Below are 14,939 nucleotides of genomic sequence, written 5' to 3'. Positions count from 1 at the left end.
CAGTGTGAGGGCGGTCATCTCGGGGGTAGCGTGGGGCTCAGACGGCGGCAGGCTGGGCGTTGGCAGCCGGCGTGCGCTTCTTCGCCGAACGGCTGATGCTCAGTATCACTCCGATGTAGACGCAGTTGATGACCGTCGAGGTTCCGCCCTTGCTGATGAGGGGTAGCGGCTGACCCGTGACGGGCGCCAGACCCACAGCCACACACATGTTGAACAGTGCCTGGGTCACCAGCATCAGCGCCAGGCCCATCGCGAGGAATGCGGGGAAGTTGTTCTCGCACTGGTTGGCTATCTTGGCGGTTCTGAAGAGCAGGATGATGTAGAGGAATGCCACACCTCCGGCTCCTATGATGCCCATCTCCTCGATGATGATGGCGTAGATGAAGTCAGAGAACGCCTGCGACAGGAAGTCGCGCTGCTCGGAGTTGCCCGGACCTTTGCCTATCACGTTCGACGAGGCTATGGCGATATTGGCATACGACACCTGCGCGTCCTTGTCCAGGTCTACCGAGTCTGGGGGTATATCCTTGGAGTTCATAAACTTGTCTATACGCGTCTTCCAGGTGTCAGCGCGCTTCAGAAACCACGGGCGCTTCTCAAACAGGTCGTCCTTGTCGTCGCTCACCACCGTCACGTTGTGTGCCGCCAGCAGCTTCTTCTCCTCATTGACGTCCTTGCCGAACGCCATGATGAAGAATATGACCGCCACGCCCAGCAGGGTGACCACGCCCAGCAGCTTGCCCAGCTGGGAGTAGGGCGTGCGGCCTATGAACATCATCATGACGATGACCAGGAACAGCAGTGCTGCCGTCGAGAGGTTCTCGCCACAGATGAGGGCCAATATTGCTATCGAGAGGCCCATCACCCACTTGAAGGCGTTCTTGTCAGCGCCGTTGTCGGTCTGCAATACACTGTATATCTGTGCCGTGGCAAGCACCATGGTGCCCTTGGCAATCTCAGATGGCTGGAAACTCAGTCCGAAGATATTGAGCCAGCGGCTGCCGCCATTGATGTTCTGACCAGCAGCCAGCACGGCGCCGAGCGTGATAATCGACACTATGAGCAGAAACGGCAACGCCACCTTGAAATAGCGGCACTGGATGTTGAGGGTGATAATCATGCAGAATATGCCCAGTATCAGCAGGAATATGTGCTTGAACATAGGGCTCAGATAGCTGCCGCCCTTGTACGCCAACTGCGACGAGGCAGAAAATACCTCGACGATACTGATGATACAGAGGAAGAAGAACACCATCCATATCACCTTGTCGCCTTTGAACAGTTTGCTTAAGGTGTTGTTTATCATCTATCTTGTTGTTATGACTGTCTTACTAACTGCTTGAACTGCTCGCCGCGGTCTTCCATGTTCTTGAACAGGTCGAAGCTGGCGCAGCAGGGACTCAGCAATACGGTGTCGCCCTCGGCGGCAAGCTCGTTGCAGGCAGCCACACAGTCTTTCATGCTGTGGGTGTCGCGTACGGGCAGCCCCAGTGAGTCGAACGCCTGGTGCAGCTTGGTGTTGTCGGCGCCGAGATAGACCAGAGCCTTACACTTCTCCTTCACCAGGTCGGTGAGGGTAGAGTAGTCGTTGCCCTTGTCCTTTCCGCCCACGATGAGTATGGTGGGGGTGGTCATGCTCTCCAGCGCATACCAGCAGGCATCGACGTTGGTGGCCTTGGAGTCGTTGATATACTGCACGCCATGCAGACGGCAGACTTTCTCCAGACGATGCTCCACGCCGGGGAAGTCGCTGAGACCCTGGCGTATCACCTCGGGGGCGACGCCAGCCAGATGGGTGGCAAGTCCTGCTGCCAAAGAGTTGTACATATTGTGTTTGCCAGTCAGACTCAGCTCCTCCTGCTTCATCTCCAGCCGTGTTGGCGCTGTGAGCACATACTCTCCGTCGGTGATATAGCCCTTGAGGGCGTCGCTCTTTTCCAGTCCGAAGGGGTAGAGCGTGGCTCCCACGGCAGTCTTGGTCAGTTCGTGCTGGATTACGGGGTCGTCGTTCCAGTAGATGAAGGCGTCGGCCTTGACCTGGTTCTGCGTGATGCGCATCTTGGCGTCGGCATAGTTCTCAAACTTGAACTCGTAGCGGTCCAGATGGTCGGGGGTGATGTTGAGCAGCACGGCGATGTCGGCGTGGAAGTCATACATGTTGTCGAGTTGGAAGCTGCTCAGCTCTATCACGTACCAGGCGTGCGGAGTTTCTGCCACCTGCAGAGCCAGGGAGTGGCCTATGTTGCCAGCCAGCCCCACGTCGTAGCCCGCCTTTTCCATGATGTGGTAGATGAGCGATGTAGTGGTGGTCTTGCCGTTGCTTCCGGTGATGCAGATCATGCGGGCGTCGGTATACCTGCCTGCAAACTCTATCTCGCTTATCACGGGAATGTTGCGAGCCATCACCTTCTGTATCATCGGTGCTTCCTTGGGTATGCCGGGGCTCTTTATCACCTCGTCGGCATTGAGTATCTTGTCTTCGCTATGGTGTCCTTCTTCCCATTCTATCCCGTGGCTGTCGAGCATGGCCTTGTAGTGGTCCTTGATGGCCGACATGTCAGACACAAAGACATCGAAGTCCTCTTTCTGAGCCAGGATAGCGGCGCCCACACCACTCTCGGCGGCGCCTAAGACAACAATTCTTTTCATTCTCTTGTTCCTATCTTATTTTTAATGTGATAATGGTAAGCGCGGCCAGTATGATGGTGACAATCCAGAAGCGCAGGGTAATCTTGGATTCATGCACCACGGTGTGCGGGCCCTTGATGACATAGCGGCAGTCGGCGTCGAGCTGGCTGTCCTGTGTGCGGAAGTTGTCGTGGATAGGTGTGCGGCGGAAGATGCGCTGCTTCACGCCACGGCGTTTGCCCATCTTGTAGTACCACACCTGCAGGATGACGCTGAGACTTTCCACAAAGAAGATGCCGCAAAGGATGGGCAGCAGCAGTTCCTTGTGGATGATGATGGCACACACGGCGATGATGCCGCCGATGGTGAGCGAGCCGGTATCACCCATGAAGACCTGGGCGGGATAGGCGTTGTACCAGAGGAAACCGATGAGGGCTCCCACAAAGGCGCACATGAACACCACCAGTTCCTGCGAGTCGGGAATATACATAATGTTCAGGTACGAGGCAAACTCTATATGCGAACTCACATAGGCGAGTATGCCCAACGCCACGCCAATGATGGCCGAGTTGCCGGCACACATGCCGTCCATGCCGTCGTTGAGGTTGGCACCGTTGCTCACTGCCGTCACCACGAGGATGGTCATGATGACAAAGAGTATCCATCCTGCCGCCGTCTTGTACTTGCCGCAGAACGACATGAGGTACGAGTAGTCCAGGTTGTGGCCCTTGACAAACGGGATGGTCGTCTTGAGCGACTTCTTGGCTTCGGTGCGGTGTTTCACCACCATCTCCTGACCCTGGCGCTGTATCGAGAGGTTCTCATACATCTTCACGTCGGGCGAAGACCATAGCACCAGACCCACAATGAGGCCTATGCCTATCTGGCCCACTATCTTGTATTTGCCCTTGAGGCCCTCCTTGTTGTGGTGGAATATCTTGATAAAGTCGTCCATACCTCCCAGGAAGCCCAGCCATACGGTGGTGATAATCATCAGGATGAGGTAGATATTGCGCAGACGGCCCAGCAGCAATACCGGTATGAGGATAGAGACGATGATGATGATGCCGCCCATCGAGGGCACGCCTATCTTCTTTACGCCAAACGGGTCTATCGAGGCGTCGCGCTGTGTCTCGGTTATCTGCTTGCTCTTGAGATATTTGATGAACTTCTCGCCAAACCAGGCCGAGATTACCAGCGACAGGATGAGCGCCAGCAGCGACCTGAATGAGATGTAGCCCCATATGTGCGACCCGCTGATGCCAAACTGTTCCAAGAATCTGAATAAATAGTACAACATGGCTCTTCTCCTTTTATTGGTTGTTGAAGATGTCGCGCAGCACCTCCTTGTCATCGAAGTGGTGCTTTACGCCCTTGATTTCCTGATAGTTCTCATGACCCTTGCCGGCAACGAGTATCACGTCGCCCTTCTCGGCCATCATGCAGGCGGTGCGTATGGCTTCCTTGCGGTCGGTGATGGCCAGCACGTTCTTGCGCTGCTGTGCGTTGAGGCCCGCCAGCATGTCGTTGATGATGTCCTGTGGGTCTTCAAATCTGGGGTTGTCGCTCGTGATGATGACCTTGTCGCTCTGGCGCACGGCTTCCTGTGCCATGAGCGGGCGCTTGCCCTTGTCGCGGTTGCCGCCGGCACCACATACGGTGATGACGTGCCCCTTCTTGTTGAGCACTTCGTGGATGGCGTTGAGCACATTGGCGAGGGCGTCGGGGGTGTGGGCATAGTCCACGATGGCGGTATATCCCTCGGGCGAGCGCACCGGGTCCAGACGACCGCTCACGCTGTGCAGCGTGCTCATCGTCACCAGTATGTCTTTGGCGTCCTTGCCCAGCATGCGGGCGGCGCCATAGACGGCGAGCAGGTTGCTCACGTTGAACTTGCCGATAAACTGCACGCCCACTTCCTGTCCGTCTATCTCCAGATACATGCCCTCGAAGTGGCACTCCAGTATGCGGGCTCTGAAGTCTGCCATCTGTCGTATCGAGTAGGTCTTCACCTGGGCCTTGCAGTTCTGCACCATTACCATGCCGTTCTTGTCGTCGGCGTTGGTGATGGCAAATGCCGACTTGGGCAGGCCATCAAAGAAGGCCTTCTTGGCGTCGCGGTAGTTTTCAAAGGTCTTGTGGTAGTCCAGATGGTCGCGGGTGAGGTTGGTGAATATGCCTCCGGCAAACTTGAGTCCGCCAATGCGCTTCTGGGCGATGGCGTGCGACGAGCATTCCATGAACGCATATTCGCAACCAGCCTTTACCATGCGCGCCAGCAGTGCGTTGAGCTCTATGGGGTCGGGTGTGGTGTGGTCGGCGGCTATTGCCTCGTCCTCGATATAGTTGCAGACGGTAGAGAGCAGACCACAGCGGTGCCCCATCTTACGGAACATATTATATAATAAGGTGGCGATGGTCGTTTTGCCATTGGTGCCGGTCACGCCCACCAGTTTGAGTTTCTTGGACGGCTCTCCGTAGAAGACGGTGGCCACGCGCCCCACGGCGTCTTCGGTCGAGTCTACCTGTATATAGGTCACACCCTCGCAGAGTTGGTCTGGCATTTCTTCGCAGAGTACGGCCACGGCGCCTTGGTCTATGGCTTTGCCGATAAACTTGTGGCCGTCTACCTGAGTGCCACGCATGGCCACAAAGAGGTGGCCTTTGGCTATGCGGCGTGAGTCGATGTTCACTCCGGTAATCTCAACCTCGCTGTCGCCTGCGACTTGCAGAGGCTTGATGTTCTTGAGAAGTTCGTGTAGCTTCATAATATATATATGTGTATTACGTTTATTCCAATATCAGATGACATCGCTGTCCCTTCACGGCTCTCTGCCCTGGCTGCAGACTCTGTCTGCACACCTTGCCGCGGCCTGTGAGGGTCACCTTGATGCCTCGGCTCTCCATGAGATAGACGGCGTCGCGGGCGCCCATGCCCTTGACATCGGGCACCTTGTTGGCGGGAGTCATCGCCATGCGGTTCAGCGTCACCGAGTGGCGGTTGCGCGGGCCCGTGCCCCCCACGGGCTTCTGGCTGTCATTCCACGGCTGGCCTTGAGTCCTCACTCCCAACGAGTGCAGCACGTTGCCCGCCGAGTTGATGTTGCCAGCCTTCACGTCGGGCACCATGATGCTGTGCTCGTCTTTGGCGTCGCGTACATCCATCTTCAGGTTCTGCGCCATAATGCCCTCCGCAATCTCGCGGAATGCTATTGCGCTGAAACCGCTGGATGCCGGCAGACCCTTTTTCTGTATACATACGATACAACTGTACCGTGGCGCGTCGGCGGGGAAGTATCCCACAAAACTCAGCAGGTATTTCATCGTGCCGTTTCTGTAGCTTCCGCCCTGTGCCACCTGTGCTGTACCGGTCTTGCCGGCTATCTTGAAGGCTTTGGAGCCTGCTTTCTTTGCCGTACCTTTTGACACTACGTGCTCCAGCATGGCCTGCACCTTGCCCAAGGTGCGCTGGCTGCATATCTTCTCATGGCCGGGCACCGCCATTGCAGGGAATGTCATGAGCATCTCGCCGTTCTTGCTGATGCCGGTGACAAAGCGCGGATACATCATGCGGCCGCCGTTGGCTATGGCGTTGTAGAACGCCAGGGTGGATATCGGCGGTATCTGGGTCTCATATCCTATGCTCATCCATGCCAGCGATGTCTTGCTCCAGTTGAGCCACTGGCCGCGCGCGTTCTTCTTGGGCATGCGTACTCGGGCAGGAGCATAACCGTTGAGGGGCAGTTTGAAGTCGGTGGTGATACCTGTGCGGTAGACGCCTTCGACAAACTTCTCAGGGTTTTTGCCGTAGTAGTCTTCCACGATACGGCTGACGCCGATATTCGAGCTCACCTCCAGCGAGCGTGCCATGGTGATGGTGCCATATCCGTTGTGGCGCCAGTTGTGGTCGCGCATGGGTCGTCCGTGCATGTCGTAGATACCGTTGCCAGTCTCCACTACGCGGCTGGTGTCACACATGCCGTCTTCGAGTACGGTCATCAGCGACACGGTTTTGAACACCGAGCCCGGCTCCATAAGGTCGCTGATGGCGTGGTTCTTCATCTCGTAGAGCTTGCCGTCGGCACCGCGCTCCATGTTGACGATGGCTTTGATGTCGCCCGTCTTGACTTCCATGACGATAGCCACACCCACCAGTCCGTTTACATCCTTGTCGTTGAGCTGCCCTATGACGGCACGCTCAGCCAGGTCCTGCATGTTCACATCGATGGTGGTCACGATGTCGGCACCGTCGGTGGGCGGCGTGTCGGTGATGTCCAGATACTTGTTGAGCACCTTGCGGCGGTGTATGATGCCGTTCTTGCCACGCAGCAGACTGTCGTAGAACTGTTCCAGTCCGTTCTTGGCTTCGTCCTTGCCGGCGTAGAGGGTGCCCAGGGTGCGCTCGGCGAGCGACCCGTAGGGGTGCTGGCGCGAGTCAAAATTCTCGCAGTAGAAACCGCCGGTGTAGCCGCGCAGGCGGAACATAGGCAGCTGCTTGGCCTCGCAGTAGGTATTGTAGTCCACGCGCCCGTCATAGATAGACCAGCGGCGACTCTGCTTTTCCTTGCCCTTCTGCAGATAGCGGCGGTATTCGGCTTTGCTGCGGTTGGGGAACATACGGCTCAGCCCCTCGCTGATGGAGTCGACCTTAGTATCCCAGAGCGAGTCGTTGCCGGCTTCGTGGATGGCCTTGAAGTCGATGAACAGTCGGTATTCGGGCAGCGAACTTGCCATAATCTCGCCATTGCAGCTCAGTATGTTGCCGCGGATGGCCTTTACCGCCACGCTGTCTTTCTTCACGCGGCTTGCCACTTCCATCCAGTATGCGCGCTTGGCGCTCATGATGTAGCCGGCCTTGGCGACGACAATCACCGCCAGCAGGGTCATCATGGTGGCCAGGAAGTAGTATCTCGGCATTACCTTTTTGTTGTCAAACTTGCTCATTTCTCTGGAACATTGATTAAGTAGGGTGGCTGGTTGGACATGTGCAGCGTGCTGTCTTTACATGCCTTGAGCTGTTCGAGCACGCGGCTTTCGCGGCTCATCTCGATAAATCTGTTGTTGGTAGTCTGCGCCTTGTAGCGGGCATCCTTCAGTTCGGTCTGCAACTTGTCGATTTCTATCAGATTGCGCTGACAGCTGTATCTGTTGGAGATATAGATGACGATAAACAGCACGATGAGCAGCAGCAGCCATATCTGGCGGCGTATGGTCGAGGTGTTGAGGATGTCGCCACCCACAATCTTGCTGAAGGTGAGCGCACCCGATAGCGGGGTGTCTTCGTCGGCCACCTGTTTCTTGATGGCTTCGGTCAGCGTAGGCTGGCGCTCGGCCAGTTCCTCTGTGCTGGCGGGCTTGTCTGCCGTGGGCTGATTTATGTCTTTGTCTTCGTCTGTCATTTCTTTTCTGCTATTCTTAGTTTGGCGCTTCGGCTGCGTGGGTTGCGTTGCTGTTCTTCGTCGGTGGGCACGATGACCTTGTTGTTTACCAGTCTGTAGGGTGTCTCGATGCGTCCGTAGAAGTCCTGTATCATCTTGCCCTCGGCATTGCCCGTCTTCATCACGTTCTTTACGATGCGGTCTTCCAGCGAGTGGTAGGTGATGACCGAGAGTCTGCCGCCGGGAGCCAGCAGTTGGGTGGCAGCGGCGAGCATTTCCTTGAGGGCTTCCATCTCATGGTTCACCTCGATGCGCAGAGCCTGGAAGAGTCGCGCCATGTCCTTCTTCTCGCGCTCGCGTTTGAAGAAAGGCTCCACCACATGCAGGAAGTCCTGCGTGGTGGCTATGGCGTGCTGCTGGCGTGCCTTGACCAGCGCCGAGGCAATGCGGCGCGAGTTCTTGAGTTCGCCGTAGAGGTAGAAGATGTCAGCCAGCGCCTCTTCGTCGTACTCTGCCACGATGTCGGCGGCGGTCTTGTCGGCGCGCTTGTTCATGCGCATGTCCAAAGGGGCGTCGAAGCGGAAGGAGAAGCCGCGGCTCTCGTCGTCGAAGTGGTGCGACGACACGCCGAGGTCGGCCAGCAGACCGTCGATGTGGTCTATCTCGTAGTAGCGCATCCAGTTCTTCAGGTATCTGAAGTTGCTGCGTACGAAGGTGAAGCGGTCGTCGTCTACGATGTTGCGTTCGGCATCGGCGTCCTGGTCGAAGCAGAAGAGGCGCGAGCCCTGGGGCAGCCGGCGCAGTATCTCGCGCGAATGGCCGCCACCGCCGAAGGTCACGTCGATGTACACGCCGTCGGGGTGCAGGTTGAGACCGTGTATGCTTTCGTCGAGCAATACGGGTACGTGGTATGTGTCGATTGTTGTCATTGTCGCTGGGTGTTAGCCGTTAGTGTCGGTATCGCCGGGAGTGGTCATGAGGTCCTCCAACTGTTGCGCAAAGGCGTCGGCGTCCATGAAGGCGCCGTTGGCAGTGTCGGCGTTCCATATCTCGATGGTGTCGTCCATGCCTATAAACCTCACTGCGCTCTCTATATTGGCCATCTTCATATACCGGCGTGGTATCAGGAAGCGGCCGTTGCCGTCGAGCGTGAGCTGCTCTACATCAGAGACAAACTGGCGGAAGAGCTGCTGGTGTTGGGCGTTCCATCGGTTGAGGCGCGAGCGCAGCAGGTTGAGCTGCTCGTCCCAGACCGACTGGGGATAGAGCACCAGACAGGGCTGGAAGATGTCTTTGCGCAGCACCAGACCCTCTTCGGCTGCTGTCTGCAGCAGCTTCCTGAAAGCCGAGGGCAGGAACACGCGTCCCTTGGCGTCGGTCTTGGCTTCTATGTTTCCTACAAATCGCATGCGTACCTCTTTTATATATAAATTCGAATTACGTGGTCAAAGATACAACTATTTCCCCACACTGCACCACTTTTCTCCACTTTTTTTTCATTTTTCTTCAAAAACTTGACATGGCGGTTTGCAGGCGCCGTCCTTACCGATGGCGCGGGCGGGGTTAACGGGTGCCGGTTTTTGGGCCACTTTGTCCGTATTTTCCTGCCCTTTCGCGACTATTTGTCAATCATTTTTAGATTTATCACACATTTTATGTCTTTTTTTAGCGTAATTGGAAAAGAAGTATTATTTTTGCACTACCTTAGAAGTTATGAAATAAAACCTCATGGTGGCAAAGACCATAGATATAGACAAGATTCTGGCAGGCAAGATGGGGAAGAGAGCCCGTCTGGTGCCCCGCTTTCTCGTGGCATGGCTCAAGCGGCTGGTACACGAAGACCAGGTCAACCAGTTCCTTGATGACCACAGTCATCTTGAGGGAGTGGAGTGGCTCGAGGCTTGTGTCAAGTACCTCGATATGACCCTCGAGATAGAGGGAATGGAGAACCTGCCCGACAAGAACGACGGCCGGCTCTACACCTTTGTGTCCAACCATCCCCTCGGTGGTCAGGACGGCGTGGCGTTGGGCGCCATCATCGGTCGTCACTACGATGGCAACTTCCGCTATCTCGTCAACGACCTCTTGCTCAATCTGCCAGGACTCAAGCCACTGTGTATAGGTATCAACAAGACCGGCCGACAGAGCCGTAACTTTCCCGCTATGGTCGAGGCAGGCTTCAAGAGCGACAAGCACATGCTCATGTTCCCCGCCGGACTCAACAGCCGCAAGCGCGCCGATGGCTCCATCCACGATTTGCCGTGGAAGAAGACATTTATCACCAAGAGCGTGGAGTGCCACCGCGATGTGGTGCCCATCTTCTTCGGCGGCCGCAATTCCGAGCGGTTCTACCGCATCGCCAAGTTCAGCGACAAGTATCTGCCCTTCAATCTTGCCATGCTCTTCCTCGTCGACGAGATGTATCGCAACGTGGGTAAGAAGTTCAGGGTGGTCATCGGCAAACCCATACCATGGCAGACGTTCGACAAGAGCAAAACTCCGATGGAATGGGCGAATTTTGTAGAAGAAAAGGTTTACGAGCTATAGATAAAGAAGTAATTATGGAACAGGAAATTATCCAACCCGTCAGTAGGGAACTGCTCAAGAGAGAGCTTACGCCCGAACGCCGTATGCGTATGACCAACAAGAGCCATAACGAGATTTATGTCGTTACGGCACAGGAAGCGCCCAACGTGATGCTCGAGATAGGGCGTCTGCGCGAAGAGGCTTTCCGAACTGCCGGTGGTGGTACGGGCAAGTCGGCAGATATCGACGAGTTTGATACCATGGAGAATGGCTGCAGGCAGTTGATAGTATGGAATCCTGAAGAGGAAGAAATCATCGGTGGCTATCGCTATCTGATAGGTACCGATTGGAAGATAGACGACAAGGGACAGCCTGTGCTTGCCACGAGTCACATGTTCCACTTCTCCGAGAAGTTTATGACCCAGTACGCACCCTACACCGTAGAGCTGGGGCGTTCGTTTGTGTCGCTCGGCTACCAGAACGTGCGCAAAAACACCAAGAGCATCTTCGCCCTCGACAACCTCTGGGACGGCCTTGGCGCCCTTACCGTGCTCTATCCCAACCTCAAGTATTTCTTCGGTAAGGTTACGATGTATCCCAGCTATATCCGTCGCGGCAGAGATATGATTCTCTACTTCTTGCGCAAGCATTTTGATGACAAGGAGCACCTCATTGTACCGATGAAACCGCTGGTTATTGAGACTCCCGATGACGAACTGGCCAAGATATTCTGCCATGACGACTTCAAGGAAGACTACCGCGTACTCAACCGTGAGATACGCAACCTGGGGTACAACATCCCGCCGCTCGTCAATGCCTATATGAACCTCAGTCCCACGATGAAGCTCTTCGGAACCGCCATCAACTATGGCTTCGGCGATGTCGAGGAGACGGGCATCCTGATTGCCATCGACGAGATACTCGAGGAGAAGCGCATACGCCACATCGACAGTTTTATCGCCGAGCACCCCGAGGCGCTGCAGCTCACCAGCGGAGCCAACAAGGTGATATACAAGGACGGCTGCAAGTAGGTGCCGCCCCGCATCCTGCCGCCACCCGCCGCCATGCCGATGCTGCTACCAGTGGGCGAGGCAGAGAGCAACCCCATAATGATTGCCGTAATGGACGCTAAGCCCATTACGGCAATTGTCGTTTTGGTGCGTATGGGGATGGCTACGCCGCCTCCCGCCACCATCTTCCTGCCCGCCGCCAGACTCTCCTCGACACTGTCCACCGCTGCGCAGCCAAAGGTTGCCGACTTCATCCTCATATTCACCGCCAATCCCTTGAAAATCATAATTATTACGTGGCTAAACATTTTTAACCAAAATAATTGTGACCCATTCTGCAATAGTCCTTATCTTTGCCAAAAATAATGTGTGGGCCTGCCTGCCAGACGCAGTGTGCCATAGACTGTTGGCCACGGCTTGCGCCCGTCCCGCCACAAGCGCCCCGCAGATGGTACGGCAGCAGATGACCGACCGATACATCACCGTAATAATACCGATAACTTTAATCATGACCATTATAAAACCGACAAGATTAGCGCTTATGTTGCTCGCAGCAATGGCAACAACCACGTTTGTGGCTTGTAGTGATGATGAAGAGAGAGGCGAAATAGAGCCTATCCGAGTAGAACTTAATCAGGTTACGCAGACCGATTTCGCGGCGTGCAGCAATGGGTTTGCCAACGACTTGCTGGCTGTGCTCGCCGCCCAACCGTCTGCAGCCAAAGGCAACGTGGTGGTGTCGCCCATCAGCATGCAGTATCTGCTGAGCATGATGGCCAACACGGCAAGCGTCGAGGTCCAGGCAGAGGTGTTCGACGCCCTCGGACTCAACAACTACACCCTGGCTGAGACCAACCAGCACAGCAAGGAACTGCTGACGCGCCTGCAGCAGGACGACAAGTATGTCAAGTTGGCGCTCGCCAACAGTATATGGGCCGATGATGACCTGTACATCTCGTCCGAAGACGTGGCAAACATCGAGGACAACTACAATGCAGATTTCGTAGTCCACGACTTTGGCAACAAGGCCGACGAGGCCAAGCAGCTTATCGACAAGTGGGCAAGCGAGAAGACCCACGGCCTAATCAATAGCCTCAGCTTGAAGCCAAGCTCATCGACAGCCATTGTCCTGGCCAATGCCACCTATTTCAATGGCAAATGGTCGCAGCCTTTTAATGGCAGAAACACTTATCAGGGCGTCTTCCACAACGAGAACGGCACCACATCAAAGGTGGATATGATGCAGGCGTCGGTAGATGCCAAGGTATATGTAGACGGCGATGTCTCGGTAGCCGAACTCACCTATGGTCGCGGCTATTACAGCATGATGATAGTGATGCCCAAGGACATTGGACAGCAGATAACCGACAAGACCGACTGGTGGGGCTTGCACAACAAGCTGGTAAGCGCCACGATAGACATACGTCTGCCCAAGTTCAAGGTGCAGAATGAGTTCCAGGATATCGTGAAGGTCTGCCAACAACTGGGCATCAACAAGCTGTTTGATGTGCAAAGCAATGGAGTGTGCTATGTCAACATGGGGCAGAGCGCGATGATAGATGTCGATGAAAACGGTACCAAGGCTGCGGCAGTAAGCTACGCTGAAGGTTTGTACACGTCGGATAAGCCCACCGAGCCCATCAAGTTCGACCACCCCTTTGTCTATGCCATCCGTGAGAATACCACGGGAACCATCCTCTTTATAGGCAAGGTGGGGCAGCTGTAAGACATCGAGGGCGCATTCGCATCTCGTACGGATGTCGCTGTCGCGGCTGCTGCAGCGATGATGATTGGGCTGACAGCCAGTGTCTTCACCCGCTTGCTGACCATGATTGGCGGCTCGTGCCTATTGATACGAGGGTTCGTGCCTTATGGTACGTGGCTGCGTGACGGAAGGCACGAGCCCACGTATCATAAGTTACGAACCCGCCAGGATATGCTCCAGACTCGCCAAGGGGGCTGCGGCGGTGCTGTCGATGGTCGCGGCGCCGCTATAGATAAACAGCAAGGGGGAACCGGTCATTGCCGGTTCCCCCTTGCTGTGCTGTGTGGCGTGTCAGATGATGGGCAGCGAGATGCCGTTAATCTTCTGGTAGATGTCCAAGGCATAGATGTCGGTCATGCCGCTGATATAGTCGATGACAGCCATGAGCCGTGTCTCCAGGTCATCGCTCTGAATGTCGTACTGGCTGCTGAAGCGCTTGATAAGTTGCTTGGAATGAAACTTCTCGGGGCTCACGGCTGCGCTCACGAGGTCGCGCATCAGCGTCTCCATAATCTTGTAACCCGACAACTCCACGTCGAGCACTATCTTGCTTTGATATATTCTCTCTTTAGATACCTGCGTGCATCGCTTGTAGGCGTTGCGGGGTCGCTCGGAGATGGCTTTGATGAGGCTGCCCTCAAATGTGCCAGCCAGTATCTGGCTCTCGTGGTCTACAAAGGCATGCACGCACTCGTTTTCGAGCAGTCCCACGACACACGCCCTCATATACACCACCTTCTCGTTGACATCGGTCACCCCGTCTTCCTCCACCCGCTGCAGGATGCTGGCGCGGGTGTCGCTGTCGAAGAAGCCCAAGAGCAGGTCTTCGGTCTCCTGATAGGTGAGCAGCTTGAGCTTGTGGGCGTCTTCGATGTCCATAATCTCGTAGCAGATGTCGTCGGCAGCCTCCATGAGGTATACCAGCGGGTGGCGGGCATAGCGCAGCGGCTCGCCGTCGGCAGAGAGGCGCGCGATACCCAGCTCGTCGGCAATCTTGCGGTAGGAGTCTTCCTCGGGGGCGAAAAAACCGAACTTGCCATGCCCTCCGGCTTCAGACGAGGCAAAGGGATATTTGACGATGCTCGCCAGGGTGGAGTAGGTCATGACAAACCCGCCCTCGCGCCTGCCGTGGAAGCGGTGGGTAAGGATGCGGAAGGCATTGGCGTTGCCCTCAAAGTGGGTGATGTCGTCCCAGAAGCGGTCGCTCACCCGGGTGCGCAGCTCCTGGCCCTCGCCCTCGGTGAAGAAGGCTTGTATGGCTTTCTCGCCACTGTGGCCGAAGGGCGGGTTGCCCAGGTCGTGCGCCAGTCCGGCAGTCTGGACGATGGTGCCAATCTCCTCGAAGAGCGTGCCCCTCAGTTCGGGATGGCGCTCGGTGAGGATGCGTGCCACGTCGTCGCCGAGCGACTTGCCGAGCGACGAGACTTCGAGCGAGTGGGTCAGACGGTTGTGGACGAAGATGCTGCCGGGCAGGGGGAACACCTGCGTCTTGTTCTGCAGACGCCTGAAGGGCGCCGAGTAAATGAGACGGTCGCTGTCGCGCTTGAACTCCGAGCGGTCGTCATGCCGCTCGTGCCGCGTCTCCTGTCCGAGACGCTTGTTGGAGATAAGTTGTTGCCAATTCATAGCCAC

Annotated in this window: 13 protein-coding genes; 4 read left to right on the top strand and 9 right to left on the bottom strand. The window is 56.0% G+C overall.

The window, feature by feature from the left end; genetic code table 11:
* Positions 1–37: 37 nt before the first annotated feature.
* The 8 genes from CIK87_RS11465 to mraZ are packed head-to-tail and all read right to left on the bottom strand — an operon-like array spanning position 38 to position 9,415.
* Positions 38–1,306 carry an FtsW/RodA/SpoVE family cell cycle protein gene (locus CIK87_RS11465; protein WP_094387279.1) on the bottom strand — a complete coding sequence of 423 codons (1,269 nt, stop codon included), beginning with the start codon at positions 1,304–1,306 and terminating at the stop codon, positions 38–40.
* A gap of 11 nt (positions 1,307–1,317) precedes the next feature.
* Positions 1,318–2,649, bottom strand: coding sequence for a UDP-N-acetylmuramoyl-L-alanine--D-glutamate ligase (gene murD, locus CIK87_RS11460; protein ID WP_094387278.1), 1,332 nt, complete (start codon positions 2,647–2,649; stop codon positions 1,318–1,320).
* A 10-nt stretch (positions 2,650–2,659) separates the two neighbouring features.
* On the bottom strand, positions 2,660–3,928 hold the full coding sequence (gene mraY / locus CIK87_RS11455) for a phospho-N-acetylmuramoyl-pentapeptide-transferase (protein WP_094387277.1): 1,269 nt from the start codon (positions 3,926–3,928) through the stop codon (positions 2,660–2,662).
* 13 nt (positions 3,929–3,941) lie between these two features.
* The gene (locus CIK87_RS11450; RefSeq protein ID WP_022310670.1) at positions 3,942–5,396 is read right to left on the bottom strand and encodes a UDP-N-acetylmuramoyl-L-alanyl-D-glutamate--2,6-diaminopimelate ligase; all 1,455 of its coding nucleotides are present in this window, start codon (positions 5,394–5,396) and stop codon (positions 3,942–3,944) included.
* Positions 5,397–5,418: 22 nt separating this feature from the next.
* Positions 5,419–7,572, bottom strand: coding sequence for a penicillin-binding protein (locus CIK87_RS11445; protein ID WP_094387276.1), 2,154 nt, complete (start codon positions 7,570–7,572; stop codon positions 5,419–5,421).
* Positions 7,569–8,027 (bottom strand): FtsL-like putative cell division protein, encoded by a 459-nt coding sequence (locus CIK87_RS11440; protein WP_022310672.1) that lies wholly within the window; start codon positions 8,025–8,027, stop codon positions 7,569–7,571. Before CIK87_RS11440 ends, CIK87_RS11445 begins: the two co-directional genes overlap by 4 nt.
* A complete protein-coding gene (gene rsmH, locus CIK87_RS11435) occupies positions 8,024–8,935 on the bottom strand; it encodes a 16S rRNA (cytosine(1402)-N(4))-methyltransferase RsmH (protein WP_094387275.1) in 912 nt (303 codons plus the stop codon). The genes CIK87_RS11440 and rsmH overlap by 4 nt, the downstream gene beginning before the upstream one ends.
* 12 nt (positions 8,936–8,947) lie before the next feature.
* The gene (gene mraZ, locus CIK87_RS11430; RefSeq protein WP_094387274.1) at positions 8,948–9,415 is read right to left on the bottom strand and encodes a division/cell wall cluster transcriptional repressor MraZ; all 468 of its coding nucleotides are present in this window, start codon (positions 9,413–9,415) and stop codon (positions 8,948–8,950) included.
* A 319-nt stretch (positions 9,416–9,734) separates the two neighbouring features.
* On the opposite strand from mraZ, the gene CIK87_RS11425 reads away from it, so the two are divergent.
* From CIK87_RS11425 to CIK87_RS11410, 4 genes are all read left to right on the top strand, one after another.
* The gene (locus tag CIK87_RS11425; RefSeq protein WP_094387273.1) at positions 9,735–10,553 is read left to right on the top strand and encodes a glycerol acyltransferase; all 819 of its coding nucleotides are present in this window, start codon (positions 9,735–9,737) and stop codon (positions 10,551–10,553) included.
* A 14-nt stretch (positions 10,554–10,567) separates the two neighbouring features.
* Positions 10,568–11,563 carry a GNAT family N-acetyltransferase gene (locus CIK87_RS11420; protein ID WP_094387272.1) on the top strand — a complete coding sequence of 332 codons (996 nt, stop codon included), beginning with the start codon at positions 10,568–10,570 and terminating at the stop codon, positions 11,561–11,563.
* Positions 11,564–11,641: 78 nt separating this feature from the next.
* Positions 11,642–11,908: a hypothetical protein gene (locus CIK87_RS11415; RefSeq protein WP_144008204.1), complete on the top strand. Its 267-nt coding sequence runs from the start codon at positions 11,642–11,644 to the stop codon at positions 11,906–11,908.
* Between the two features lie 190 nt (positions 11,909–12,098).
* Positions 12,099–13,268, top strand: a complete 1,170-nt coding sequence (locus CIK87_RS11410) for a serpin family protein (RefSeq protein ID WP_158216248.1) — start codon at positions 12,099–12,101, stop codon at positions 13,266–13,268.
* Between the two features lie 330 nt (positions 13,269–13,598).
* Here the strand turns inward: CIK87_RS11410 and dgt are convergent, their stop codons facing one another.
* Complete coding sequence (gene dgt / locus CIK87_RS11405; protein WP_022310679.1) at positions 13,599–14,933, bottom strand: dGTP triphosphohydrolase; 1,335 nt, start codon at positions 14,931–14,933, stop codon at positions 13,599–13,601.
* Positions 14,934–14,939: the final 6 nt, after the last annotated feature.

The sequence above is a fragment of the Prevotella sp. P5-64 genome (assembly GCF_002251285.1).
GTDB lineage: Bacteria > Bacteroidota > Bacteroidia > Bacteroidales > Bacteroidaceae > Prevotella.
This window is presented reverse-complemented; position numbering and strand designations above follow the sequence as displayed.